Annotated in this window: 19 protein-coding genes; 15 read left to right on the forward strand and 4 right to left on the reverse strand. The window is 60.4% G+C overall.

Annotated features, from left to right (window positions below; genetic code table 11):
- Positions 1-3 precede the first annotated feature (3 nt).
- On the reverse strand, positions 4-1,167 hold the full coding sequence (locus BMOU_RS04795) for a PucR family transcriptional regulator (RefSeq protein ID WP_034875351.1): 1,164 nt from the start codon (positions 1,165-1,167) through the stop codon (positions 4-6).
- 312 nt (positions 1,168-1,479) lie between these two features.
- On the opposite strand from BMOU_RS04795, the gene BMOU_RS04800 reads away from it, so the two are divergent.
- The 4 genes from BMOU_RS04800 (at position 1,480) to BMOU_RS04815 (ending at position 7,004) form a co-directional block, all read left to right on the forward strand.
- Positions 1,480-2,697 carry an aspartate aminotransferase family protein gene (locus BMOU_RS04800; protein WP_034875353.1) on the forward strand — a complete coding sequence of 406 codons (1,218 nt, stop codon included), beginning with the start codon at positions 1,480-1,482 and terminating at the stop codon, positions 2,695-2,697.
- 50 nt (positions 2,698-2,747) lie between these two features.
- Positions 2,748-3,338, forward strand: coding sequence for a cytidylate kinase-like family protein (locus BMOU_RS04805; RefSeq protein WP_034875355.1), 591 nt, complete (start codon positions 2,748-2,750; stop codon positions 3,336-3,338).
- An 88-nt stretch (positions 3,339-3,426) separates the two neighbouring features.
- On the forward strand, positions 3,427-6,099 hold the full coding sequence (locus BMOU_RS04810; RefSeq protein WP_034875357.1) for a bifunctional amino acid transporter/iron-containing alcohol dehydrogenase: 2,673 nt from the start codon (positions 3,427-3,429) through the stop codon (positions 6,097-6,099).
- A gap of 176 nt (positions 6,100-6,275) precedes the next feature.
- Positions 6,276-7,004, forward strand: a complete 729-nt coding sequence (locus tag BMOU_RS04815; protein WP_034875359.1) for a LysE family translocator — start codon at positions 6,276-6,278, stop codon at positions 7,002-7,004.
- Here the strand turns inward: BMOU_RS04815 and BMOU_RS10995 are convergent.
- The gene (locus tag BMOU_RS10995; RefSeq protein ID WP_081738496.1) at positions 6,906-7,985 is read right to left on the reverse strand and encodes an AraC family transcriptional regulator; all 1,080 of its coding nucleotides are present in this window, start codon (positions 7,983-7,985) and stop codon (positions 6,906-6,908) included. The genes BMOU_RS04815 and BMOU_RS10995 overlap by 99 nt on opposite strands.
- 220 nt (positions 7,986-8,205) lie before the next feature.
- Between BMOU_RS10995 and BMOU_RS11695 the strand changes: the two genes are divergently transcribed.
- Both BMOU_RS11695 and BMOU_RS04825 read left to right on the forward strand, forming a co-directional pair.
- Positions 8,206-8,334 (forward strand): hypothetical protein, encoded by a 129-nt coding sequence (locus BMOU_RS11695; protein WP_268744944.1) that lies wholly within the window; start codon positions 8,206-8,208, stop codon positions 8,332-8,334.
- A 95-nt stretch (positions 8,335-8,429) separates the two neighbouring features.
- Positions 8,430-8,843 (forward strand): GNAT family N-acetyltransferase, encoded by a 414-nt coding sequence (locus BMOU_RS04825; protein WP_034875363.1) that lies wholly within the window; start codon positions 8,430-8,432, stop codon positions 8,841-8,843.
- A 12-nt stretch (positions 8,844-8,855) separates the two neighbouring features.
- Here the strand turns inward: BMOU_RS04825 and BMOU_RS04830 are convergent, their stop codons facing one another.
- Positions 8,856-9,854 (reverse strand): alpha/beta hydrolase, encoded by a 999-nt coding sequence (locus BMOU_RS04830; RefSeq protein ID WP_034875365.1) that lies wholly within the window; start codon positions 9,852-9,854, stop codon positions 8,856-8,858.
- A gap of 261 nt (positions 9,855-10,115) precedes the next feature.
- Between BMOU_RS04830 and BMOU_RS04835 the strand changes: the two genes are divergently transcribed.
- From BMOU_RS04835 to BMOU_RS04845, 3 genes are all read left to right on the forward strand, one after another.
- Positions 10,116-10,721, forward strand: a complete 606-nt coding sequence (locus BMOU_RS04835; protein WP_034875367.1) for a 50S ribosomal protein L25/general stress protein Ctc — start codon at positions 10,116-10,118, stop codon at positions 10,719-10,721.
- A gap of 224 nt (positions 10,722-10,945) precedes the next feature.
- A complete protein-coding gene (locus tag BMOU_RS04840; RefSeq protein ID WP_034875369.1) occupies positions 10,946-12,073 on the forward strand; it encodes a branched-chain amino acid aminotransferase in 1,128 nt (375 codons plus the stop codon).
- A gap of 207 nt (positions 12,074-12,280) precedes the next feature.
- Complete coding sequence (locus BMOU_RS04845; protein WP_034875371.1) at positions 12,281-13,018, forward strand: trimeric intracellular cation channel family protein; 738 nt, start codon at positions 12,281-12,283, stop codon at positions 13,016-13,018.
- Between the two features lie 173 nt (positions 13,019-13,191).
- On the opposite strand, the gene rpsT is transcribed toward BMOU_RS04845, so the two are convergent.
- Positions 13,192-13,452 carry a 30S ribosomal protein S20 gene (gene rpsT / locus BMOU_RS04850; RefSeq protein WP_003840264.1) on the reverse strand — a complete coding sequence of 87 codons (261 nt, stop codon included), beginning with the start codon at positions 13,450-13,452 and terminating at the stop codon, positions 13,192-13,194.
- Positions 13,453-13,608: 156 nt separating this feature from the next.
- Here rpsT and lepA point away from each other — a divergent pair, with 156 nt between their 5' ends.
- The 6 genes from lepA to glgA all read left to right on the forward strand — a co-directional run bounded on the left by lepA (position 13,609) and on the right by glgA (position 25,071).
- Positions 13,609-15,489 (forward strand): translation elongation factor 4, encoded by a 1,881-nt coding sequence (gene lepA, locus BMOU_RS04855; protein WP_034875374.1) that lies wholly within the window; start codon positions 13,609-13,611, stop codon positions 15,487-15,489.
- Positions 15,489-16,709: a radical SAM family heme chaperone HemW gene (gene hemW / locus BMOU_RS04860; protein WP_034875376.1), complete on the forward strand. Its 1,221-nt coding sequence runs from the start codon at positions 15,489-15,491 to the stop codon at positions 16,707-16,709. Before lepA ends, hemW begins: the two co-directional genes overlap by 1 nt.
- 191 nt (positions 16,710-16,900) lie before the next feature.
- Positions 16,901-21,472, forward strand: a complete 4,572-nt coding sequence (gltB, locus tag BMOU_RS04865; protein ID WP_034875730.1) for a glutamate synthase large subunit — start codon at positions 16,901-16,903, stop codon at positions 21,470-21,472.
- 1 nt (position 21,473) lies between these two features.
- The gene (locus tag BMOU_RS04870; RefSeq protein WP_034875378.1) at positions 21,474-23,021 is read left to right on the forward strand and encodes a glutamate synthase subunit beta; all 1,548 of its coding nucleotides are present in this window, start codon (positions 21,474-21,476) and stop codon (positions 23,019-23,021) included.
- Positions 23,022-23,208: 187 nt separating this feature from the next.
- Positions 23,209-23,670, forward strand: a complete 462-nt coding sequence (locus BMOU_RS04875) for a DUF2975 domain-containing protein (RefSeq protein WP_034875380.1) — start codon at positions 23,209-23,211, stop codon at positions 23,668-23,670.
- Positions 23,671-23,826: 156 nt separating this feature from the next.
- Positions 23,827-25,071, forward strand: coding sequence for a glycogen synthase (glgA, locus tag BMOU_RS04880; RefSeq protein WP_034875382.1), 1,245 nt, complete (start codon positions 23,827-23,829; stop codon positions 25,069-25,071).
- The last annotated feature ends 76 nt before the right edge of the window (positions 25,072-25,147 follow it).

A 25,147-nucleotide genomic window follows, 5' to 3' on the forward strand; every position in this document is an offset into this window, starting at 1 on the left:
GACTTACATCATGTCCATCAGCATGAAGGCGAGCATCAGCTGCAGTCTGCTGTCAAGCCGGGACAGGTCCAAACACAGAATCTCCGAAGCCTTGGCGATTTTGTAGTTCACCGTATTGCGATGCACGAACAGTTCGTCGGCGGTCTCCTTCACGCTGCCGTTGTGATTGAGATAGCATCGCAGCACATCCAGCAGGTCGGAATCGGTCTCCTTGTCGTATTCGACCAACGGCCCCAGAATCTGTTCATAGTATTCCCGAGGGATTTCCGGATCCTCGATGCCGAGCAATACCCGGTACGCGCCGAGGTCGTCGAAGAAGTTGATGCGGTCCTTCAGTTTTTTCCGCGATTGCAGTTTCAGGATGGAAGCCGCCTGACGGTGGCTTTTGCTGACGCAGCGTATGCTTTTGGTAAGCTTGCCCACGCCGATGGAGGCGGTTTCCTGCCGGCGCAGCGCATGCTCGACGATCGTCAGCATGCCGCGTCCCCGATTGCGCAGCTGCTGCGGCTCGTCGCAGTGCATGACGATGACGATCTGTTTCCAGGCACTGAATACGGTGCTGAAACGTACATCCCTGTGCAGGTATTTCCTGATTTCCGTGGCGATGAGATTCAGCCGTGCATACGGGTCTCCCGCATAGTTCTCGACCTGTACGATCGCCACGGCATAGCGCCATTCGATTTCGAAATGGAATTCCGAAAGCGTCGCCGTATACAGTTCCTGCTGGTCGGGGAAGGAGATGGCGTTTTGGAACGCCGCGCTTACCATGCGCTCCTTCGTCTCCTCCTCGACAAGGCGGCGGCATAACGGACGGGCGATGTTTTCGAACGGTGCGCTCTTCGGGATGGTGAACAGCGGAAAGCCGTGTTCCTCGCAAAAGGTCACCACATCCTCGGGTGGCTCCATGAAGAAATGACCGGTGTCAAGGGCGACGCCCGCCGCCTGATGCTCATACAGGGACTTGACATGGTTGAGCAGCGCGCCATCCTCCTGCAAGGCGATGCCGGTGACGAGGATCAGTTCGTCGCCCGCCAGATAATCGATCATCTGAGTGGACTCCAGCACATGTACCCAAGTGACGTGACGGCTGAGTCCGTCTTTGCCCGCGGTTGGATAAAGGGGGACATCCGGGCAGTCCTCAATGAGCTCCCGTAACTCCAAAGTCATGTGTAATCTCCGTGAAATATAGCTTTTACAGTGTGTTTCGAGATGTCATGGACATCGCGTGCGCATGGTCGTGTTGGAGGGTCATCATAATGGCCTTATATTACCGTTCTTTACGAATCGTTCATCTTCTTTTCGGGGTCATGGTCATGTTACGACAAATCGATTGTGCTCAAGCACAATCGGATTTGGGCTTGGACGACTGGAGAAACGGTTCCAAGGGGAAACATAATGAGTCCCAGTTCCGGCCCGGAAACGACGGCCGGGCGGGCCCCTTCCAGACCTTTCACCACAAGAAACAAGGAGAGCTGCACCATGAGGCTGCAAGACACCGGACTGACGTTCGAAGACATCAAGAACAAGGTCGACACCTATATGATCGAAACCTACGAGCGTTTCGACTTCCTCGCCGACCACGCCAAGGGCGTCTACATGTATGACGAGAACGACACCCCGTACCTCGACTTCTATGCGGGCATTGCCGTCAATTCCGTCGGCAACTGCAATGAAAAGGTCGTCAAGGCGGTGCAGGACCAAGCCGCCACCCTGATGCAGACCTTCAACTATCCGTACACCGTGCCGCAGGTGCTGCTCGCCGAAAAGATCTGCAAGGCCATCGGCATGGACAAGATCTTCTACCAGAACTCCGGCACCGAATCCAACGAGGCCATGATCAAGATGGCACGCAAGTACGGCGTCGAGAAGTACGGTCCGAACAAGTACCATATCGTCACCGCCCGCGAATCCTTCCACGGTCGTACCTTCGGCGCCATGTCCGCGACCGGTCAGCCGGACAACGCCTGTCAGGTCGGCTTCGGTCCGATGACCGACGGCTTCTCCTACGCTCCGTTCAACGATCTTGAAGCCTTCAAGGCGGCCTGCAACGAGAACACCATCGGCATCATGGTCGAGCCGGTCCAGGGCGAAGGCGGCGTGCACCCGGCGACCAAGGAATTCCTGCAGGGACTGCGCGAGTTCTGCGATGAGAAGGGCATCCTGCTGCTGCTCGACGAAGTACAGTCCGGATGGGGCCGTACCGGCGCGCTCATGTCATACATGAACTACGGCATCAAGCCGGACATCGTCTCCATGGCCAAGGCCATGGGCGGCGGCATGCCGATCGGCGCGATCTGCGCCACGGAGGAGGTGGCCAAGGCCTTCACCATGGGCTCCCACGGCACCACCTTCGGCGGCCATCCGGTCTGCTGCGCCGCTTCGCTTGCCGCAGTCACCGAAATCATCGACCGCGACCTGCCGGGCAACGCCAAGAAGGTCGGTGCCTACTTCATCGATAAGCTTTCCAAACTGCCGCATGTCAAGGAAGCCCGTGGCCAGGGCCTATTCGTCGGCGTCGAATTCGACGGCACCATCAACGCCGTGGACGTCAAGCATGGTTGCCTCGACCGCAAGCTGCTCATCACGGCCATCGGCAAGGACGTCATCCGCATGGTCCCGCCGCTGATCATCACCGAAGAGGATGCCGACAAGGCGACCGCCATCATCAAGGAAACCATCGAGGCGCTGTCCGAGTGACCTGCCCGGCGGTTGCCGAAATCCAATACCCGTATGAAAGGAGGAGCTGTATGAAGCACATGGTCATCACCATCGGCTGCGAATACGGCGCCGGTGGTCCGGAGATCGGAAGGATGCTCGCCAAGGCGCTTGGCATCGAATACTACGACCGTGACCTCGTCGATAAGATCATCAACGATCTGGACGTGGACAAGGAGCTTGTGGAGAAGGCCGACAGGGGAACGAACGTCCCCTATACCTTCGAGACGACGCTCGGCCCGCGCTACGCGAACCTGACGAATAAGGTCATCTCCCTGCAATACCAGGCCATGCACAAGATGGCGGAGCAGTCATCCTGCGTCATCATCGGCCGCAGCGCCAACTATCTGCTGCAGGACAGGGACGATCTGATCAACATCTTCATCTACGCGCCGGAGGAGGATCGCATTCGCGCGATCATGGAGAACCAATCCGTGAGCGAAAAGAAGGCGCGCGAGATCGTCGGCTACAACGACGAGAAGAACCGCAGCAGGCATCAGTACATCACCGGCACCAATCGCGGCGACCGGAGCCAGCGCGACCTGCTGATCAACAGCAGCCTGCTCGGCTGGGAGAAGACCTGCCAGTATCTGCTCATGCTCGTCGAAATGCTGAACGAATAACCGGACACAGGGGCCGTGACTCAGGGGAGCGCGGCCTCTTCGTCTCTTGAATCGCCATCGCAGAGCTTACGTGAGGAAGGAACTTTCGATGGAAACGCCAACTAAGAAAACTTCGGAATTTAAAAAGTCATTCAGTTCCCTTGACATCCTGATGATCGCCTTCGGCGCGATGATCGGCTGGGGATGGGTGGTCTCCACCGGCGACTGGATCGGAACGGCGGGCGTGATCGGCGCCATGCTCGGCTTCATCCTCGGTGGCGTGATGATCTTTTTCATCGGCATGACCTATGCCGAGCTGACGCCGGCAATGCCCGAATGCGGCGGTGAGCATGTGTTCAGCATGCGCGCCATGGGTCCGATCGGCTCGTTCGTCTGCACCTGGGCCATCGTGCTCGGTTATGTGAGTGTCGTCTGCTTCGAGGCGTGCGCCTTGCCGACCATCATCACCTATGTGTGGCCGGACTTCCTGCAGGGGTACCTGTACTCCGTCGCGGGATTCGACATCTATGCCACATGGCTGGGCACCGCCGTGCTGTTCGCCGTCTTCATCACCGTCATCAACATCATGGGTGCGCAGATCGCGGCCAAGCTGCAGAACATTCTGACCCTGTGCATCGGCGCGGCCGGCATCCTGCTGATCGCGGCATCCGTGATCACCGGTGACGTCTCCAATCTGCAGGACCAGATGTTCGAAGGCTCGGGCATGGGCGGCATGATGTCCACCATCGTCAAGGTCGCCGCCGTCAGCCCGTTCTTCTTCATCGGCTTTGATGTGATTCCGCAGGCCGCCGAGGAGATCAACGTGCCGCTCAAGAAGATCGGCAAGATTCTCATCCTTTCCATCGTTTTGGGCATCAGCTTCTATGCGTTGGTGATCTTCTCCGTGGGCTATGTGATGACCGGCGATCAGATTGCCGCCTCGGCCAACGGCACCGGCCTGGTCACCGCCGACGCCATGGCGGCGGCCTTCCACAGCAACATCATGGCGAAGGTGCTGATCCTCGCCGGCATGTGCGGCATCCTTACCAGCTGGAACTCCTTCATGATCGGTGGCAGCCGTGCCATGTACTCCATGGCCGAGTCCTACATGATTCCGCGTTTCTTCACCAAGCTGCATTCCAAAGCCAAGACCCCGTATGTCGCCATCATCGTCGTCGGCGTCCTGAGCGTGCTCGCGCCGTTCGCCGGACGTAAGATGCTCGTGTGGGTCGTGGACGCGGGCAACTTCGGATGCATCCTCGCATATTGCATGGTGTCGCTGTCCTTCATCATCCTGCACGTGAAGGAACCGGACATGGTGCGCCCATACCGGGTGAAGCACTGGAAGCTCATCGGCACCATGGCCGTGCTGATGTCCGGCATCATGATCCTGCTGTACGTCCTTCCGGGCACCGGCGTGACCCTGGCCCCGCAGGAATGGCTCATGGTCGCCGGCTGGTCCGCACTCGGCGTCGTGTTCTTCATCTTCAGCAAGATGGTGTACAAAGACAAGTTCGGCTATTACGCGCAGCTGTACGTCAGCGAGCTCGACAACGGCGGCGAACAGGAAGAGGCGGTCATCGAATCCTCCGCCGTCGTCAACCTCGCCGCGACCGAAGCCAGCGCCCCGGACGAATGGGCGAACGGTTTCGGCTACTTCCTGCCGATCAATCTGGTGTTCGGCCAGGGCAAGGTGCAGGAGATCGGCAAGATCGCCTCCGCACACGGTACCACCGCAATGATCGTTACCGGCGGGCGTTCCGTGAAGGGCAACGGCACCTACGACAAGGTCCGCGGCCTGCTCGAGGGCGTGGGCATGACCACCGTGCTCTTCGACAAGGTCACGCCGAACCCGCTGACCACCACGGTCGAAGAGGGTGCCCGACTCGCCAGGGACCGGCATGTCGATGTCGTGATCGGCCTCGGCGGCGGCAGCGCCATGGATGCGGCCAAGGGCATTGCGTTCATGGCCGAGAACGAGGGCGGCGTCAGCGAATACATCTATGGTGAGCGCACCTCCGACAAGGCCCTGCCCCTCATCCTCGTGCCGACCACCTTCGGCACCGGATCCGAAGCCAATGGCTTCGCCGTCATGACCAATCCGGAGAACGGCGACAAGAAGTCGTTGCGTAGCCCGGCGCTCGTGGCCACCGCATCCATCGTCGATCCCGACCTGATGCGCACGATGCCGAGCAGTGTGATCGCCGCCAACGGCTGCGACATGCTGTGCCACTGCATCGAAGCGTTCACCGCCAATAATGCGCAGCCGTTCACCGACGCGCTCGCCCTATATGCGATCCCGCTCATCGCCAACAACATCGTGAGCCTGTATCGCGGCGAGGGTACCGACGAACAGTGGTCCAAGGTCTGCCTTGCCGGCACCATCGGCGGCATGGTCATCAACACCGCCGGCATCACTCTGGCGCACGCCATGGAACATCCGGTCAGCGGTCTGAAGAACGCCACCCACGGCAAGGGCCTGGCCGCCATCGAACCGTTCGCCATCGAAGCGACCTATCAGTACAACCGTTTCAAGTACGGTCGTATCGCGAGGGTCCTGGGCGGATTCACCGCCGAGGACTGCGCGCCACGAGTGAAGAGACTGCTCGCGGATCTTGATCTCAACGTGACGCTAGGCGATCTCGGCATCGAGAAGAAGGACATCTCGTGGCTTGCGCAGAACGCCCAGAAGGTTTCGCCGGGCAATCTCGTGAACACTCCGGGCTCCAAGCTCGTCACCACGCAGGAATCGCTGGAGAAGCTGTACGAGTCAATGCTCTGAGTGTTCGATCGCGTCGATTCGTCGATGGACGGCCGATGAGGCCTCCCTGGGCGAGCGGGGAATGAGGTCGTGATGCCCCCCGCCGGGGAACCGGTGGGGGGCATCACGCTGTTCGCGTATGGAAAATGACTTTCCGTGATGGCATAGTGGAGTACGTCGTCAACGGGAGGAGTGCCATGACATACATGCAGGCGTTGCTGGGATTCGCGGTGCTGGCGGGAGCCATGGCCATGGTTCCCGGTCTTGACATGGTGATGACCATGAACGAGGCGATTCACTACGGTCGCCGCAATGGCATCATGGCGGGATTCGGCATCCAGTGCGGCGTGCTCGTGTGGGCGGTCGCCGCTTCGCTTGGACTTGCCGCGCTGATCTCCGCATTTCCGCTGGCCTACGACATCATCCGTGTGATCGGCGGCCTGTATCTGTTCTACTTGGCGTGGAGCATGTCCGGCATGTCCGATTGGGTGAGGCGAAGGCTCGGGATCGTAACGGGGCGGGCTGCAAAGCAGACCCGGGAATCCACCGATGATCCAGCCGCATCCACGGAATCCGCCGCACAGGCCTTGATCGCGCCGACGCCCAGGCCGAGCCTCTTCTCATCATGGTGGCGCGGATTCCTCACCGACTTTTTCAATCCGAAAATCGGCGTCTTCTACATAGCCGTCATCCCGCAGTTCCTCGTGTCCGGCGTCGGCAATCTCCAAATGGGTCTGTCGCTCGGCCTGATCCATGCCGTCGAAGGCGGCGTGATCCTCACCGTTGTGGCCTGTGCGGCCGCCACCTTCTCCGCCAAACTCACCAGTTCACGCGGCAAAAGCATCCTTTCCATCGTTACCGGTGGCGTCATGGCCCTGCTTGGCGGCGCAACCATCCTCGACGTGGTGCGAAGCCACACCGCCTGACGGAAGATCACGGCTCATCCCATAATCGTCGTAACGGTCGGTATGTGGCGAAAGCGGATTCCCGCTGGTCGTATCGTCTCGTTGCATGGTGCGGAAAGCCCTTGGCGTCGCACCGCAGCGTCTGCGGAAGACGTTGGTGAAGTAGCTGGGTGAGGAAAAGCCGCAGGCTTTGGCGATCTCATTGATTCCCATACCGGTTTCGGCAAGCAGCGCACGTGCATGTTCGATGCGCTGCTCGATGAGATATTCGTTTGGCGTGCTGCCTACGTACCTGCGGAACAGCATGCAGCACTGGCTTCGACTGATCGAGGCCGCCGAGGCGATATCATCCAGCGTGAGTGGGTCGCTGAAGCGCTGTTGAATCAGACCGGTCATGGCGAGCACTGCGAACCGGTTGCGCTGCTCGCAAGCATATTCCGGCGTACCCGCATCGTCGACAAGGTGGAAATGCTCCAGGGCGGTGTCGCATAGGGCGATCGCTTGGGCGACCGCCTGTAGCGGGCTGGCATCGGTGGCGTTCGGCATCAGCGCGACGATATCGTCGATGGATTGCAGGGCCTTGCGCTGCCATGCCGTCTCGTTGGTCAATGTGATGTAGTCATCCATGTTCTGTGCGGTCCGCCGCTCAACACGCCGTGCGATGTCGGGGGAGAGCCGTTCGAATAGGGCAGGACCTGCCACCACGCAGGTGAACCAGGATTCGCGCCGGTCCGGGCAGAAGGTGTAGTGCAGCCGGCTTGAATTGACCATGATGCCCTCTCCGGCCCGCAGCGCCACGATGCGCCCGTTGATGAAATAGGAGATCTCGCCCGTGATGACGTGCAGGAATTCCAGGTCACGATGCCAGTGGCGCGAACAGCGGAAATCCCGATAGCGCGACATCGGGTCACGATGCGCGTACAACGGCAGGCCGGGCAGGTTGTAGTGCACCTGTTCGGACAGGTCCGAGAACACGGTGATCGGTTGGAAATCCTCGCTCATGGTAGGAATCCTACGCCGACCTCATGATGATGGATGCACGATTTTGATAGTACGGCAATCGGAAACGATATAAATGCATGCCATGAAACAGTAATGGATTGTACGATAATAGGTATCTTCAGCTGCAGCGACGAAGATCAAACGAATACCAAAATCCGACAGTGACAGTGCGATACCTCAATTGCCTGCACTCGGCCGTTTTTGATTGGAGCTGATTGCCATGCATGGTTTCACCATGATCTGTGACCGACTGCTGAACCATTATCTCGCCTGCGTACATGGTTGGATGCTTGAACGTGGAGCCGGTTGGGATGACGGTATGTGGTTCGCCCGTTGGTACCGTGCGTAGGGGCATTGATTCCCTCCATGCCTTCCAGTCATGACAGGTTCCGCATATTAGGACGGTAATGCCCCCTTAACGATATGCGCGCTATCGTTCAGGCTATGCAGATTACGTATACCGATGAGAAGAAGTTCACCAAGGAACAGACGCAACGGTTGTTCCGTTCCGTCGGTTGGGTGTCGGGAGAGTATCCGGAGCGCCTGCACAAGGCGCTGATGGGCTCGTCCACCGTATTCACGGCTTGGGACGGCGACCGTCTGGCAGGGCTGATACGCGTGCTCGACGATACCGAGATGGTGGCCTACATGCACTACGTGCTTGTGGATCCGGAATATCAGGGTCACGGCATCGCCGGGCATCTGGTCGGCATGGTCAAAGACAGGTATCGTGATTACCTGTATATCGAGGTCATGCCCGAGGAGAGCAAAAACGCCACGTTCTACCAGAGGCACGGATTCCGGATCATGGAGGACGGCGTGGCCATGCAGATCTGCAATCCCGGCGAAAGGCGCTGAAACAGGCGGATCCTACAGTTTGAACGTTCGTCTGACGAATCGTTCGACCTTGCGCCAGTATAGGTCCGGCGCCACTGCCGAACTCATCACATGGTCGGCGCCGGGCACCAGCACCTTCTCACGGTCGAGGCTTGAGCAGGCGTTGAAGTTCATATCCAGAAAGCGTGGGGATACGAATGTGTCGGCGTCGCCATGGATGAACAGCATCGGAATCGTCGCATGACGGAGCTGCTCCATGCTTGACGCATCGTTGAAGTCGTAGCCGGCCTTGTATTTGCAGACGAGTCCGGCGGCATCCACGCACATCGCAGCGAGCAGCCTCGGCAGATGAAACATCGCACGGACCGTATCGATGAACTGCAGTCTTACCGACGCATAGCCGCTGTCCTCGATGGCGGAAACCACATTACGGGGCAGTCTGGGGTCGCCGACGGTCATCATCACCGTCGCGGCGCCCATCGAATTGCCGTGCAGCAGGATGCGTGCCTCCGGGTCGCTTTCGATGATCAGATGAATCCAATTGAGCAGGTCATTGCGCTCCAGCCAGCCCATGCCGGTATAACGTCCCTCACTCATCTCATGCGCGCGTTGGGCCGGGACCAGAACCGTGAAACCGAGACGTGCAAAACGATGCGCCCACTTCGCCATCTCCGCGGGTTCGCCGGTGTATCCATGGCAACAGATCGCATAGAGATGCGGTTTCGGGTTCACGCAATCCGGGTCGAACAGCCAGCCATGCAGCGTAAACCCATCGAAACTCGTGATGGTGACCGGCTGCTTGGTCTCCGCGAACCACATGCCGGCCTCGCGCGCCTCACCGGAATTCATCAGGCGCCCACGCTCCGGATCATCCGAGGGTGACTGGCGGAGCATGGACTTCCCGTACTGCGAATCCAAGGCGAACCTGAACAATGTATTCGCGGAAACAGCCAGTGCTCCGGCGAACACCGCGGTCGCGGCCCCCGCCGCAATGCAGATGGTACGGGCGATGTCAGAATGGGTGCGCCTCATTGCTGCCTCGATTCCTTGATTCCGTGTATTCGTTCCGCGTTCGCGTATGATGATCACTGTTTTCGATTGTACGTGCGTTCCGCGGTTTTCCGGTGTCGAACACGCGTTGTCAGATCGATGTGTATACTTAAGGACTGTTGTCTTGGCGAGGGAAGCATATGGCTTCCGTAATCGACTCGGCGTGTGAGTTCACTCCCTGAGTGTCTTCGCGGCTCGTTGATGCGCCGAAACAGAAGAAACGAACATCAAGGAGTTTTGATCATGGCTACCACCATTACCCTCGAAGGCGCCGCTCGTACCGAGTTCGGCAAGGGCGCTGCCCGCCGTCTGCGCGTCGCCAAGCTGATCCCGGCCACCGTGTACGCCGGCGGCGAAGACCCGGTCTTCGTGCAGCTGCCGATGAAGGAGACCACCCTGTCCCTGCGCCACACCAACGCCCTGTTCACCATCAAGTACGGCGATCAGACCAAGATGGCCATCGTCAAGGACGTGCAGCGCAACCCGGTGAAGCGTATCGTCGAGCATGTTGATTTCTATGAGGTCAAGGCCGGCGAGAAGATCGACGTCGAGGTGCCGGTGTTCGTCGAAGGTACCCCGAAGGGTGCCGCCGTCGCATTCGTCGACATTCAGGAGCTCAAGGTTCGCGCCGATGTCGCCAACCTGCCCGAGAAGATCGTGGTCAACGTCGATGGCCTGACCGACGGTGCCAAGGTCTTCGCCAAGGATGTCGTGCTGCCGGAAGGCGTCGTGCTCGACGTTGACGATCCGGAAGAGTCCGTCGTCACCGTCGAGGTGCCGGAAGACGCCGCAGCCGAGGTCGCTCCGGCCGCCGCCGATGCCGCGGCCGAGTCCGCCGACGCTGAGTGAGACGGCTCTTTCATAAACATCTGAAAAAAAGGAGTCCGCGCGTGTAGATAACATGCGCGGACTCCTTTGTTTCCGTATCATTTCGTGCCATCTCATATCGCGAACGATGGTTATCGATTGAGATTGCGGTGTGAGAGAGTACTAACCAGAGCCGGTGCCACAAGCGCCGGCATATCACCATCCGCATGCCGTGAAAGCGGCTGATGCACAAGAAGAAGTGAAGAATGACTGAACAGAATCATCATGATCCGGCGGAGCTCGACAAGCTCGCCGAGAAGTTCACCGTGCTCCCGAACGACAACCCGGCATCCGACGCCAAGCGCGCCGAGCTCATCGACAAGCCGGCCTTCGGCCAGGTGTTCTCCGATAACATGGCCCACATGACCTGGACCAAGGGTGAGGGTTGGAGCGACCGTCGCATCGAACCGTACGCGCCGCTGAAGATGGATCCGGGCGCATCCGTGCTGCATTATGCGCAGGAATGCTTCGAAGGCCTCAAGGCCTACCGCCATGCCGATGGCTCCACCTGGCTGTTCCGTCCGGATGCGAACGCCGAGCGTTTCCAGAACTCCGCCAAGCGTCTGTACCTGCCGGAACTGCCGATCGACGATTTCATCGGTTCCGTGGCCGCTCTCGTCAAGCGTGATGTGAACTGGGTTCCGTCCCGCCGTGAATACACCCTGTACATGCGTCCGTTCATGTTCGCTTCCGAGCCGTTCCTCGGCGTACGTGCGCCTCATGAGGTGGACTACTGCGTAATTGCCTCCCCGTCCGGCCCGTACTTCCCGGGCGGTGTGAAGCCGGTCAGCATCTGGGTTGAAGACAAGTGGTTCCGCACCGGCCCAGGCGGCACCGGTTTCGCCAAGTGCGGCGGCAACTATGCGGCCTCCCTGCTCGGCGAATATACCGGCATGGACCACGGCTGCGAGCAGGTCTGCTTTGTGGATGCCGCGACCAAGACCTACCTTGAGGAGCTCGGCGGCATGAACATGATGGTCGTACACAAGGACGGCCACGTGGAGACCCCGTCCCTGACCGGCAACATCCTGCCGGGCGTGACCCGCCGCTCCCTGATCCAGCTCATCCAGGACAACGGCCACGACGTGGTCGAGACCATGATCGCCCTGGAACAGCTGCTCGAAGACATCAAGTCCGGCGAGGTCACCGAAGTGTTCGCCTGCGGCACCGCGGCCATCATCACCCCGATCGGTCGTTTCAAGTCCGAGAAGTTCGACGTGACCGTCGCGGACGGCGGCTCCGGCGAATTCACCGTCGCCCTGCGCGACCAGCTGCTTGGCATCCAGCTCGGCGAGATCGAGGATCCGCACAACTGGATGTGGAAGGTCTGCTGATCTTCGACAAGACCGTTTTTTGACGGTGCGTAGACCGCCGGAGGGCGGGATATACGTCAATGCAACACGCTCCGGTCCACTCAGGCCGAGGTTGTGCGGTTGCACGGCGCATATCCCGCCCTCCGGCTCTTTTGCAGTGAACGCCACCTTTGCGGCTATGGTATTTTTACAGTTGATCGAAAGAACTTCGCGAGGGAAGGAAAGGGCATGGAAGTGGCGCTGGAGAGCAATGGGTTCTTTGTCGGAATCGAATATCTGGCGACCTTCTTCTGCGGCATGGTCGGAGGATTGGCGGCCGTGCGTAAGGGGTACGACATCTTCGCCATTCTCGTTACGACCTGGCTGACCGCATTGGGCGGCGGCATCATCCGCGATGTGCTGCTTGGCGAGCTGCCACCGGTGGGCGTTTCCGACAAGGGATTGGTGCTTACGGCGCTGCTTGCCGCCGTTACCGTGGCCATCGCGCATCCGGAGATCAACAGGCTCAAATGGTCCATGCTGTCGTTGGACGCGCTGGCGCTGGGACTCTATGCCGTCAATGGCACCAGCAAAGCCATGATGTACCACATGTCCGGCACCACGTCGATCTTCCTGGGTATGTTCACCGCATTGGGCGGTGGACTGATCCGTGACATGCTCATCAACGAAGTGCCGGTGGTGATTCGCGACAAGCACTGGTACGCAGTGCCATCCGCCGTCGGATGCGTGCTCACCGTGCTGGTATGCAAAGGCGTGAACGCCGGCATCGTCGGTTTCCCGGCGGAGGTTGTGCTTGATGTGCTTATCGTCTTGCTTGTGGTCGGTATGCGTCTGGTGTCCGAAATCTTCGATATCCAGCTGCCAGGGGCGCTCATACGCCACAATACCTATCTCCCGGGTGAATCGAAGTACCTGAAGCGGCCCGTCGTCCATCCGGACGAGGACGACAAGAGCGAACGCCGGTAGTGCGTGATTCCCGATCTTCCTCCGCCAGGCCCATGGCACTTTCCTCTTCATCAGAGAGAGGATGATAAGGGGATCGCCGATGGAGCCGACCTCATGAGGGACCCATACAATAACGGAGAAGCCCCACAGGGTTGTCCTGTGGGGCTTCTCCGTTAGCTGTTGGCTGATGCGGCTCAGAGAGCGTTGATGGCCACGGCGAGACCGGACTTGCGATTGGCAGCCTGGTTCTTGTGGATCACGCCAGCGCCGGCAGCCTTGTCGAGCTTCTGGGCTGCGACCTTGTAGGCGGCCTCGGCGGCGGCCTTATCTCCGGCGGCGATGGCTTCGCGGGTGGCGCGAACGGCGGTCTTCAGACCGGACTTCACTGCCACATTACGCTTGTGGGCCTTCTCGTTGGTGAGAACGCGCTTCTTCTGCGACTTGATGTTTGCCACTATTACTCCAAACGACGTTTTCTATAAGGACATACAAACGAAGATGATAACATAGCGCGCGGATAAATCGCCAGCGGACCTAGGAGTGTCGCAGCGTCCACTGCCGATACTAGCAGTTAGAATCGTTTGCGTCACGTATTTCAGGAGGAGGATGGCGTGGGCCAGCAGCACAACCAGCCCGGTTTCACCGATCAGTCGCTGATCCGCAATTTCTGCATCATCGCGCATATCGATCACGGCAAGTCGACGGTGGCGGACCGCATTCTGCAGCTGAGCGGCATCGTGCCGGAACGTGAGATGCGCGATCGATTCCTCGATCGCATGGACATCGAGCAGGAGCGCGGCATCACCATCAAATCGCAGGCCGTGCGCGTGCCATGGGCCTTCGACGGTACCGAGTACACGCTGGGCATGATCGACACCCCGGGCCACGTCGATTTCACCTACGAGGTCTCTCGCGCGTTGGCCGCATGCGAGGGTGCCGTACTGCTCGTCGACGCCACGCAGGGCATCGAAGCGCAGACGTTGTCCAATCTGTACATGGCCATCGACCATGATCTGGCCATCATTCCGGTGTTGAACAAAATCGACCTGCCGAGCGCCGAACCCGACAAGCATGCCGAAGAGATCGCCGGACTGATCGGCTGCGATTCATCCGATGTGCTGCGCGTCTCCGGCAAGACCGGCGAGGGCGTGGCCGAGTTGCTTGACCGCATCGTCACCGATATACCGGCCCCGAAGGGGAATCCGGACGCTCCTGCCCGCGCGCTGATCTTCGACTCCGTCTACGACTCCTACCGTGGCATCGTCACGTATATCCGTATGGTCGATGGCGAGCTGCATTCCCGTGAGAAGCTGCACATGATGGGTATCGGCATGACCCACGATCCGATCGAAATCGGCGTGATCAGCCCCGATATGATGCCGACCAAGGCCCTTGGCGCCGGGGAGGTCGGCTACGTGATCACCGGCGCCAAGGACGTCAGCCAGTCCAAGGTCGGCGACACCATCACCTCCGCAGCGAACCCGGCCACCGAACCGCTGGAAGGCTACCGCGATCCGCAGCCGATGGTCTATGCCGGTCTGTTCCCCATCGATAACGCCCAGTTCCCGGAACTGCGTGAGGCACTCGACAAGCTCAAGCTCAACGATGCGGCCCTCATCTATGAGCCGGAGACCTCCGTGGCCCTGGGGTTCGGCTTCCGCTGCGGCTTCCTCGGCCTGCTCCACATGGAAATCGTGACCGAACGATTGAGCCGTGAATTCAACCTCGATCTGATCTCCACCGCGCCGAACGTGCCGTATGAAGTCACCGCCGAAGACGGCAGCGTGCACCGCGTGACCAATCCGAGCGAATTCCCGGATGGCAAGATCAAGAGGATCGTCGAACCGATGGTCGCCGCCGACATCATCACACCGAAGGAGTTCATCGGTGCCGTGATGGACCTGTGCCAGGACCATCGTGGCCAGATGGGCACCATGGAATATATTTCCGCCGATCGTGTGGAGATGCATTACCGTATTCCGCTCGCCGAAATCGTGTTTGACTTCTTCGACCAGTTGAAGAGCCGCACCAAGGGCTACGCTTCGCTTGATTACCATGAGGACGGCGAGCAGGCCGCCGATCTGGTGAAGGTCGATATCCTCATCCAGGGCGAGAAGGTCGACGCCTTCAGCGCCATCGTGCACCGCGACAAGGCATACTCCTATGGCGTGATGATGACGAAGAAGCTGCGTGAGCTCATTCCCCGCCAGCAGTTCGAGATTCCGATCCAGGCGGCCATCGGCTCACGCATCATCGCCCGTGAGAACATCCGGGCCCTGCGTAAGGACGTGCTTGCCAAGTGCTATGGCGGTGACATCTCACGTAAGCGCAAGTTGTTGGAAAAGCAGAAGGCCGGCAAGAAGCGCATGAAGATGCTCGGGCATGTCGAGGTGCCGCAGGAGGCGTTCATCGCCGCCCTGTCCACCGGTGACGCCGGCAATGACCGCGACACGAAGGACAAGATCCGCGCCGCCCAGAAGACCGAAGGCTGATGTTCGAAGTCTACATTCATGTGCCGTTTTGCATGAGGCGTTGCGGATATTGCGATTTCAACACATATACCGCCATCGACATGGGCGCGGGCGCGTCCCGCAGCAATTACGCCAACATGGTGATCCGTGAGATGGCGATCGTGCGTGAATGGCAGGAGCGTCACGGCATCGCCGAACCGACGGCCGGTACCGTTTTCTTCGGCGGCGGCACGCCGACGATCCTGAAGGCCGCCGACTTGGTGAATATGTTGGATGCGGTGCGCAAGACGTGGGGAATCGCCGATAACGCCGAAATCACCACCGAGGCGAACCCCGATACGGTAGACGCCGATTATGTGCGCGAACTTGCCGACGGCGGATTCAACCGCATCTCCTTCGGCATGCAATCCGCGGTACCGCATGTCCTGAAAACGCTGGACCGCACGCATACGCCGGACAACGTCGCCGCCGGAATCGCGGCAGCAAACAAGGCCGGCATGCGTTCCAGCGTCGACCTGATCTACGGCGCGCCGGGAGAGAGCCTCGATGATTGGCGTACCTCCGTGAACACGGCCATCGATCTGGGCGTCAACCACATTTCCGCATATGCATTGACCGTGGCTCCGAACACCACGATGGGCCGACGGATCGCGGCCGGTACGTTGCCGACTCCGGACGACGATGACGAGGCCACCAAGTACGAAATCGCCGATTCGCTGCTGTCCGCAGCGGGACTCGAATGGTATGAGATCAGCAACTGGGCGCGTTCCGGTTATGAATCGAGGCATAACCTCGGCTATTGGCGCAACGTCGACTGGGCTGGACTCGGCCCCGGAGCCCACTCCCACTACAACGCCGCTCCTCCCGCCCATGTTCCCGTTCCCCCTGACGGGCGTTGCCTGATTGGCGGCGGAAACACCGAGGCGACGTCCGGCCTTCGATCATGGGACATCGCGCATCCACATCTGTGGGGCACCGCCATCAACGAAGGCAGGATCCCATGGGCGGGCAGCGAAAGCATCACCGCCGAAGAGAACCTCGAAGAGACCATCATGCTCGGCCTGCGCATTCGAGAAGGTCTTGAAATCACGCAATTCGGCGGCGCCATCACCGAAACCACATGGCGTGAACTGGAGCATGACGGTCTGGTCACCATCGAACATCATCGTGCAGTTCCCACGCTTCGCGGACGCCTGCTCAACGACACCATCATCACCAAACTCCTGGAAACATTGGGCTGACACCATTCCGTAGCGGTGAGGCGAAAGCGTTCCGGCACGCTTGGTGGAGAATCCGCACGTGGGTATTGACAATACCGTCGATTCGTTATATGGACACCCGCAACGTCAACGACATAGGGACAGGGTATTCTAAACCACGCACTAAAGAACCGCAAGACTTTTCTTGCCCAAAAACATTGAAGGTGGTTTCGGTGACTTTCCACGCCCCATTAGATCTCACGATCCATGATTCCCAAGGTATGTATGATCCTGGCGCCGAGCACGACGCCTGCGGCGTGGGTATGGTCACCACCCTCAACAAGCGTCCGGAACGCAAAATCGTCGATGATGCCATCGAGGTGCTCGTCAACCTGAACCATCGTGGCGCCGTCGGAGCCGAAGAGAACACCGGCGACGGTGCGGGCATCCTCATGAGCATGCCTGACGAGTTCATGCGCGCCACCGTGGGCGTGGAGCTTCCCGAGGAAGGCCACTATGCGGCCGGCATCGCGTTTCTTGACCGTGACATCGCCACCTCCGGCCAGCAGGAGCAGGCCATCGCCAGGATCGTGCGCGAAGAAGGTCTCGAAGTGCTCGCATGGCGTGTCGTACCGACCAATCCGGACGGGCTCGGCCTGCAGGCTCTTGCCAGCATGCCGGCGTTCAAGACATTGGTCGTGGCCGACCCGGAAAGCCAGCTCGCGGGCATCGAACTGGATCGCAGGACCTTCCGCATCCGCAAGCGTGTGGAGCATGAGGTAGGCATCTATTTCGCATCCCTGTCCGCGCGCACCATCACCTACAAGGGCATGCTCACCACCATGCAGCTCAAGCCCTTCTTCCTGGACCTGTCCGACGAGCGCATGAAGGCCAAGATCGCCATCGTGCACTCCCGCTTCTCCACGAATACGTTCCCGAGCTGGCCGCTGGCCCAGCCGTTCCGCCAGTTGGCCCACAACGGCGAGATCAATACCATTCAGGGCAATCGCAACTGGCTGTCCGCCCGCGAAGGACGACTGAGCTCCGAGCTGCTCGGCGAATTCAAGCCGCTGCTGCCGATCGCCACCCCGGGCTATTCCGATTCCGGCACCTTCGACGAATGTCTCGAATTGCTCCACCTGGCCGGCCGTTCCATGCCCCATGCCATTTCCATGATGCTGCCGCCGGCGTGGGAAAAGAACGACCAGCTCGATCCGGACGTCAAGGCGTTCTACGAGTACAACAACACGCTGATCGAGCCGTGGGACGGCCCGGCGCACATCATCTTCACCGACGGCACGCAGGTCGGTGCACTGCTCGACCGCAACGGTTTCCGCCCGGGCCGCTGGCAGCTCACCGACGACGGCTATATCGTGCTCGCCTCCGAAACCGGCGTGCTGCCGGAGGTGGCCGAGGAACATATCGTATCCAAAGGCCGCCTCGAGCCGGGCAGGATGTTCCTCGTCGACACCAATGACGGCCGTATCATCCCGGACGAGGAGATCAAGAAGACCCTTGCCTCCCAGCACCCGTACCGTCAGTGGGTGGAAGGCAACTCCGTCGAAATGAGCGAGTTGCCCAAACGTGAGCATGTCAACCACTCCGGCCAGTCCGTGCGGCGCCGCCAGCGCGCCTTCGGCTACACCGAAGAGGATCTGAAGCTCCTGCTTGCCCCGATGGCCAACACCGGTAAGGAGCCATTGGGATCCATGGGCAATGATGCGCCTATGGCCGCGCTGTCCAGCCGTAGCCGCATGCTGTTCGACTATTTCACCCAGAAGTTCGCGCAGGTCACCAACCCGCCGCTCGACTGGGAGCGGGAGAAGATCGTGACCTGCCTCGAATCCGCCATCGGCCCGGAGCCGAACCTGCTGGCCGATTCCGAGCTGCATGCCAAGAAGATCCTCATTCCGCTTCCCGTGCTCAACTCCGACGAAATGGCGCAGCTCAAGCGTCTCGACCGGGCCAAGCCGCTCGGCGGATACTATAGGCCGTTCATCGTCAAGGGCCTCTATCAGGTCGCCGGCGGTGGCAAGGCGCTGAAGGAACGACTGAACGAAATTTTCGCGGAAATCGACGAAGCCATCGAAAACGGCTCCAACTTCTTGGTGCTTTCAGACCGTGACTCCAACTACGCCTGGGGTCCGATCCCGTCGTTGCTGCTTACCTCAGCGGTGCAGCACCACCTGCTGCGCCGTCACACCCGTACGCAGATTTCCATGGTGGTCGAAGCCGGCGATGTGCGCGAGGTCCATCATGTGGCGCTGCTGATCGCCTATGGCGCGGCGGCCGTGAACCCGTACCTGGCCTTCGAGTCCGTCGAGGATCTGGCGCGTAAGGGCTATCTCAGCGTGGACGCCGAAACCGCCGTGAAGAACCTGACCGACGCTCTGTCCACCGGCGTGCTCAAGATCATGGCCAAGATGGGTGTCTCCACCATCATGAGCTATCGTGGAGCCCAGCTGTTCGAGGCCATCGGTCTGAACAAGGACGTCATCGACGAATATTTCACCGGAACCACCTCCCGTGTGGGTGGCGTCGGCCTCGACGAGCTCGCCGAAGAAGTGGCCATCCGCCACCGCGTGGCCTATCCGACCCAGTGGACCGCCCGTCCGCACCGCAACCTACGTACCGGTGGCGAATACAAATGGCGTCGCACTGGCGAGGACCACCTCAACGATCCGGAGGCCATCTTCCTGCTGCAACAGTCGACGCAACGCGGCGACTACGAGATGTTCAAGAAGTACTCGAACCACATCAACGACACCTCCAACCGCCTGATGACGCTGCGCGGCCTGATGAAGTTCAAGTCCGACCGTAAGCCGATCGATATCTCCGAGGTCGAGCCGGCCAGCGAGATCGTCAAGCGATTCTCCACAGGTGCCATGAGCTATGGCTCCATCTCCCAGGAGGCGCACGAGACCCTCGCCATCGCCATGAACACCATCGGAGCGCGTTCCAACTCCGGTGAAGGCGGCGAATCCGAGGACCGTATCAACGATCCGCTGCGTTACAGCAAGATCAAGCAGATCGCATCGGCCCGCTTCGGCGTGACCAGCGACTATCTCGTGCACGCCACCGATTTGCAGATCAAGCTCGCCCAAGGCGCCAAGCCGGGTGAAGGCGGACATCTGCCGGGCGCCAAGGTTCCGCCGTGGATCGCCAAGGTACGTCATGCCACCCCGGGCGTGGAGCTCATCTCCCCGCCGCCGCATCACGACATCTACTCCATCGAGGATCTCAAGCAACTGATCAACGATGCGAAGATGGCCAATCCGAAGGCCCGCATCCATGTCAAGCTCGTCTCCGAATTCGGAGTCGGCACCATCGCGGCCGGCGTCGCCAAGTGCCATGCCGACGTGGTGCTGATCTCCGGCTACGACGGAGGCACCGGCGCGGCACCGCTCAACGCCATCAAGCATGCCGGCACCCCATGGGAGATCGGCCTGTCCGAAACCCAGCAGACGCTGGTGCTGAACGGTCTGCGTTCCCGTATCACCGTACAGTGCGACGGCGAGCTCAAGACCGGCCGCGACGTCGTGATCGCGGCCCTGCTTGGCGCCGAGGAATTCGGTTTCGCCACGGCCGCGCTGATCGTCGAAGGCTGCGTCATGATGCGCGCCTGCCAGAAGAACACCTGCCCGCAGGGCATCGCGACCCAGGACCCGGAACTGCGTGCCCGCTTTACGGGCAAGCCGGAGCATGTCGTCAACTTCTTCATGTTCATCGCCGAAGAAGTACGCGAATTGCTCGCCCAGCTCGGCTTCCGCACGCTGGAGGAGGCGGTCGGCCATGTCGAATGCCTCGACCAGAACGAGGCCATCAGGCGCTGGAAGTCCGATGGCATCGACCTGAGCAACGTGCTTATGCAACCGGGGCCGATTCCGGGAACCATCCTGCACCGGACCATCGAGCAGAATCATGAGCTCGATAAGGCGCTCGACAACAAGCTCATCGAGCTTGCCATGCCGGCCCTTGACAAGAAGGAGCCGGTGCGCATCGAGATGCCGATCCGCAATGTGTACCGTACGCTCGGCACCATGGTCGGCTATGAGATCACCAGACGCTATGGCGAGGAAGGCCTGCCGGACGACACCATCGACATGACGTTCCACGGCGCCGGCGGCCAGTCCATCGGCGCGTTCATCCCGCACGGCGAGACCATCCGCGTATATGGCGAAGTCAACGACTATGCAGGCAAGGGACTGTCCGGCGGTCGCATGGTGGTTCGTCCGGAATCGGGCATCACCTTCGATCCGCATGAGAACGTGATCGCAGGCAACGTGACCGGTTTCGGCGCAACCTCCGGCCAGATGTTCGTGGCCGGCCGCGCCGGCGAACGTTTCGGCGTACGCAACGGCGGCGCCACCTTCGTGGTGGAAGGCGTGGGCGACCATGGCTGCGAATACATGACCGGCGGCACCGTCGTGATTCTCGGTTCCACCGGCCGCAACCTCGGCGCGGGCTTCTCCGGCGGCAACGTGTACGTGCTCGACCTTGACATGAAGCAGGTCAATCCTGCGGCCGCCACCAACGGCGCGCTGCTGTTCGAGCCACTCGATGCCGAGACGAACGAACTGGTGCATGGTCTCGTCAAGAGGCATGCCGAAGAGACCGGCTCCGCCTTCGCGGAAGACCTCCTCGCCGACTGGGAGAACAATGCCGGGCGATTCACCCACATCGTTCCGAAGCACTTCCTCGCCATGCAGAAGGCGATGAGGGACGCCGAGGAGAACAACATCGATTTCAATACGCCCGGCGTCTGGGAACAGGTGTACGAGCAGGTTATGGAAGGAGCGCGCTGACATGGGAGATCCTCGTGGATTCCTGAAGGTCCGTACCCGTCGCGAACTAGCCGAACGCCCCATTGAGGAGCGCATCAGGGACTGGTTCGATGTCCACGCCGAATCCGGCCTGCAGCCGTGGACCACCGAACAGGCGGCCCGCTGCATGGACTGCGGCACCCCGTTTTGCATGAACGGCTGCCCACTCGGCAACATCATCCCGGAGTTCAACGATCTGGTACGCCAGGAAAAGTGGGAGGACGCATACAACCGTCTGTCCGAAACCAACAACTTCCCGGAAGTCACCGGCCGTATCTGCCCTGCACTGTGCGAGTCCGCCTGCGTGCTCGGCATCCACCAGCCGCCGACGATGATTAAGAACGACGAATGCACGATCATCGATCAGGCGTGGGATCTGGATTACGTCAAGCCATTGCCTCCGCAGCGACTGACCGACCAGACGGTCGCAGTGGTCGGTTCCGGTCCGTCCGGACTCGCCTGCGCCCAACAGCTCACCCGCGCCGGCCACACCGTGGTCGTATACGAGCGCGATGACGCCATCGGCGGTCTGATGCGTTACGGCATCCCGAACTTCAAGCTCGACAAGCGACTCATCGACCGCCGCGTGGAGCAGATGAAGGCCGAAGGCACCGTATTTCGCACCGGCGTGGAGATCGGCAAGGATATCTCCTGGGATGACCTGCGCTCCCGCTACGACGCCGTGGTGGTGGCCATCGGCTCTACGGTGCCGCGTGATATGAAGATTCCGGGCCGTGAGCTCAAGGGCATCCACTTCGCCATGGACTTCCTGCCCGATGCCACCCGTCGCGTGTACGGAGTCCAGCCGGTCAACGACATCACCGCCGAAGGCAAGCATGTCGTGATCATCGGTGGTGGCGACACCGGTTCCGACTGTCTCGGCACCTCCATCCGCCAGGGGGCGAAAGACGTCACCGTGCTGCAGATCATGCCTCAGGAGCCGACCGAGCGCCCGGACGGCCAGCCATGGCCGACCTTCGCGCGCCTGTACCAGAAGACCACCTCCATGGATGAAGGCTTCGAGACTCAGCGTGCCGAATACGTCTACAGCACCGATTCGGTGAATTTCATCGGCACCGAGGAGGAACAGGCCAGGGTCACGGTGGAGAACTCCACAGCCACCGAGGGTTTCGTGTCGGACGAGACCGGCCACGTGACCGGTCTGAAGGTCGTGAATGTCGCTCCCGGTGAGAACGGACCGTTCACCCGCCAGACGGGCACCGAACGTGTCATCCCGGCAGACCTGGTGCTCATCTCCGTCGGCTTCCTGCATCCGGACACCTCCACGCTGGTGGATCAGCTGCCGGTCAAGCTTGACGGTCGTGGCAATGTGGCGCGCAACGACAAGTTCGCCACCTCCCAGGACGGCGTCTTCGCCTGCGGCGACGCCGGCCGCGGCCAGAGCCTCGTGGTGTGGGCCATTTCCGAAGGCCGCTCCTGTGCGGCCGCCGTGGACGAGTACCTCACCGGTTCCACCGAACTGCCGGCGCCGATCGTCGCATCCAAACGGCCGATGATGTTGCCGCGCTGAACGGCAATGCGATAATCGGCGAACGTAGTCGCAACAGGGCGGCCTTCCTGAACCATGATGGGAGGCCGCCCCGCCGTATTGCGAACCTGAATCGCCCAAGATTGACCACATGGCGTGCTGAGGACAAGGAAAGCGGCAGGTGTGCGGTAAAGTGGCATGCAGCAACACGTAACAAAGGAGTGCTTCAATGCCAAACCGCGCAGAACGTCGAGCCCAGGCCAAGCAGAACCGCAGGGGAGTGCCGCAGCAGTATGACCAGACCCACGGCCGTGCACGCTCCGGAATGCTTGACGAATACCAGTTGCAGGAGAAGTCCCGCAGGCTGCGGGAGGGGACCGACGGTCCGTGGAAGCCGACCGGCGGCAAAATCGACGAGGTGGAAAACCTGCTGACGACCAATCCGGACTACACGAATCCGAAGATGTTCAAGGCTCCGCATTCCACCCGCCAGTGGTTCCGCGTGATCAGCTGGGCGCTGATCGCATTGTCGGCCATCGCCTTCTTCGTGGTCATGTGGCTTCCGCAGCATCCGATGTGGCTCATCGCCACGGTTTCCGCCGTCTTTGCGGTTGGCGTGGTCAGCCTGTTCTTCACCGCCGGCAATCCGAAGCACAACCCGAACCTTGACCAGAACGGCACCGCCGTCTGACAGGAGAAGCGTTGCAAACGTTTCTGAAACGTTGCGGCTGATTATGAAAAGATGCACGATTGTTGTGACACGAATGCAACAGTCGTGCGTTTTGCATTGTCTTGGCCTAAAGTGGAACACGGAACGACTACCTGACTCGAAGAGGAGAGTACAGATATGAAGGTTGACATCCTTTCCCGAGAATACCCACCGAAGGTGTACGGCGGCGCAGGCGTACATGCGGAAGAACTTTCCAAGGTGCTGGCGGAACGCGTCGACGTGACCGTCCGTGCATTCGACGGTCCACGTGCCGAAGCCGATGTCCCCGCCATTCCCGGCAATGACCCGAAGGGTTCGCTCAAGGTCGTGGGCTACGACGTTCCGAAGGAGTTGGAAGGTGCGAACGGCGCACTGAAGACCTTCGGCGTCGACCTGCAGATCGCCAACGACGTTGACGCCGACATCATCCACGCACACACCTGGTATGCCTGCCTGGCCGGTTACCTTGCCAAGATGCTGCACGGCACCCCGCTGGTCATCACCGCGCATTCGCTCGAACCGTTCCGCCCGTGGAAGCGTGAGCAGCTCGGCGGCGGTTACAATCTGAGCTCCTGGGCGGAGAAAGACGCCTATGAGCACGCCGACCGTGTGATTGCCGTATCGGCGGGCATGCGTGAGGACATCCTCACCGCCTATCCGAATCTTGATCCCGACAAGGTGGTTGTGGTGCACAACGGCATTACCATGAGCCAGTTCGAGACCCCGGCTGATGACGACCCGGGATGGAAGGTGTTCGAACGCTACGACATCGATCGCGGCAAGCCGACTCTGCTGTTCGTCGGTCGCATCACCCGGCAGAAGGGCCTGCCGTATCTGCTCAAGGCGCTGCACTTCGTCGATCCGGGCATTCAGATCGTGCTGTGCGCCGGTGCTCCGGACACTCCGGAGATCATGGAGGAGGTCAAGACCGCCTTCGCCAAGCTCGATGAGGAGCGCGGCAACATCATCTGGATCGAGGAGATGCTGCCGAAACCGGAACTCAACGCCCTGGAACATGGCTGCGACGCGTTCATCTGCCCGTCCATCTACGAGCCGCTCGGCATCGTGAATCTTGAGGCCATGGCCTGCGGCCTGCCGGTCGTCGCCTCCGCCACCGGCGGCATTCCGGAAGTCGTGGTCGACGGCGAGACCGGTTATTTGGTGCCCATCGATCAGCTGCATGACGGTACCGGTACCCCGACCGACCCGGACAAGTTCGTGCATGACATGGCCGATGCCATCAACAGGATCATGGCCGATCCGGACAAGGCCAAGCAGATGGGCCAGGCCGGCTACGAACGGGCCCGCGACCACTTCAGCTGGGAATCCATCGCCGACAAGACCGTCAAGGTCTACGAGGATGTGCTCGCCGAACAGCAGTGAGCGGATCGCATTCGATTGATCGATAGATAGGCGATCGGAAGCAACGCCTCCCGCCAACGCACTATGCTGGCAGGAG

This window comes from Bifidobacterium moukalabense DSM 27321, from assembly GCF_000522505.1.
Lineage (GTDB): Bacteria > Actinomycetota > Actinomycetes > Actinomycetales > Bifidobacteriaceae > Bifidobacterium > Bifidobacterium moukalabense.

Bases quoted from the DNA above. Each gene is read 5' to 3' on its own strand.
- BMOU_RS04795 (WP_034875351.1), bottom strand. From the start codon at position 1,167: ATGACTTTGGAGTTACGGGAGCTCATTGAGGACTGCCCGGATGTCCCC.
- BMOU_RS04800 (WP_034875353.1), top strand. From the start codon at position 1,480: ATGAGGCTGCAAGACACCGGACTGACGTTCGAAGACATCAAGAACAAG.
- BMOU_RS04805 (WP_034875355.1), top strand. From the start codon at position 2,748: ATGAAGCACATGGTCATCACCATCGGCTGCGAATACGGCGCCGGTGGT.
- BMOU_RS04810 (WP_034875357.1), top strand. From the start codon at position 3,427: ATGGAAACGCCAACTAAGAAAACTTCGGAATTTAAAAAGTCATTCAGT.
- BMOU_RS04815 (WP_034875359.1), top strand. From the start codon at position 6,276: ATGACATACATGCAGGCGTTGCTGGGATTCGCGGTGCTGGCGGGAGCC.
- BMOU_RS10995 (WP_081738496.1), bottom strand. From the start codon at position 7,985: ATGAGCGAGGATTTCCAACCGATCACCGTGTTCTCGGACCTGTCCGAA.
- BMOU_RS11695 (WP_268744944.1), top strand. From the start codon at position 8,206: ATGCATGGTTTCACCATGATCTGTGACCGACTGCTGAACCATTATCTC.
- BMOU_RS04825 (WP_034875363.1), top strand. From the start codon at position 8,430: ATGCAGATTACGTATACCGATGAGAAGAAGTTCACCAAGGAACAGACG.
- BMOU_RS04830 (WP_034875365.1), bottom strand. From the start codon at position 9,854: ATGAGGCGCACCCATTCTGACATCGCCCGTACCATCTGCATTGCGGCG.
- BMOU_RS04835 (WP_034875367.1), top strand. From the start codon at position 10,116: ATGGCTACCACCATTACCCTCGAAGGCGCCGCTCGTACCGAGTTCGGC.
- BMOU_RS04840 (WP_034875369.1), top strand. From the start codon at position 10,946: ATGACTGAACAGAATCATCATGATCCGGCGGAGCTCGACAAGCTCGCC.
- BMOU_RS04845 (WP_034875371.1), top strand. From the start codon at position 12,281: ATGGAAGTGGCGCTGGAGAGCAATGGGTTCTTTGTCGGAATCGAATAT.
- hemW (WP_034875376.1), top strand. From the start codon at position 15,489: ATGTTCGAAGTCTACATTCATGTGCCGTTTTGCATGAGGCGTTGCGGA.
- BMOU_RS04870 (WP_034875378.1), top strand. From the start codon at position 21,474: ATGGGAGATCCTCGTGGATTCCTGAAGGTCCGTACCCGTCGCGAACTA.
- BMOU_RS04875 (WP_034875380.1), top strand. From the start codon at position 23,209: ATGCCAAACCGCGCAGAACGTCGAGCCCAGGCCAAGCAGAACCGCAGG.
- glgA (WP_034875382.1), top strand. From the start codon at position 23,827: ATGAAGGTTGACATCCTTTCCCGAGAATACCCACCGAAGGTGTACGGC.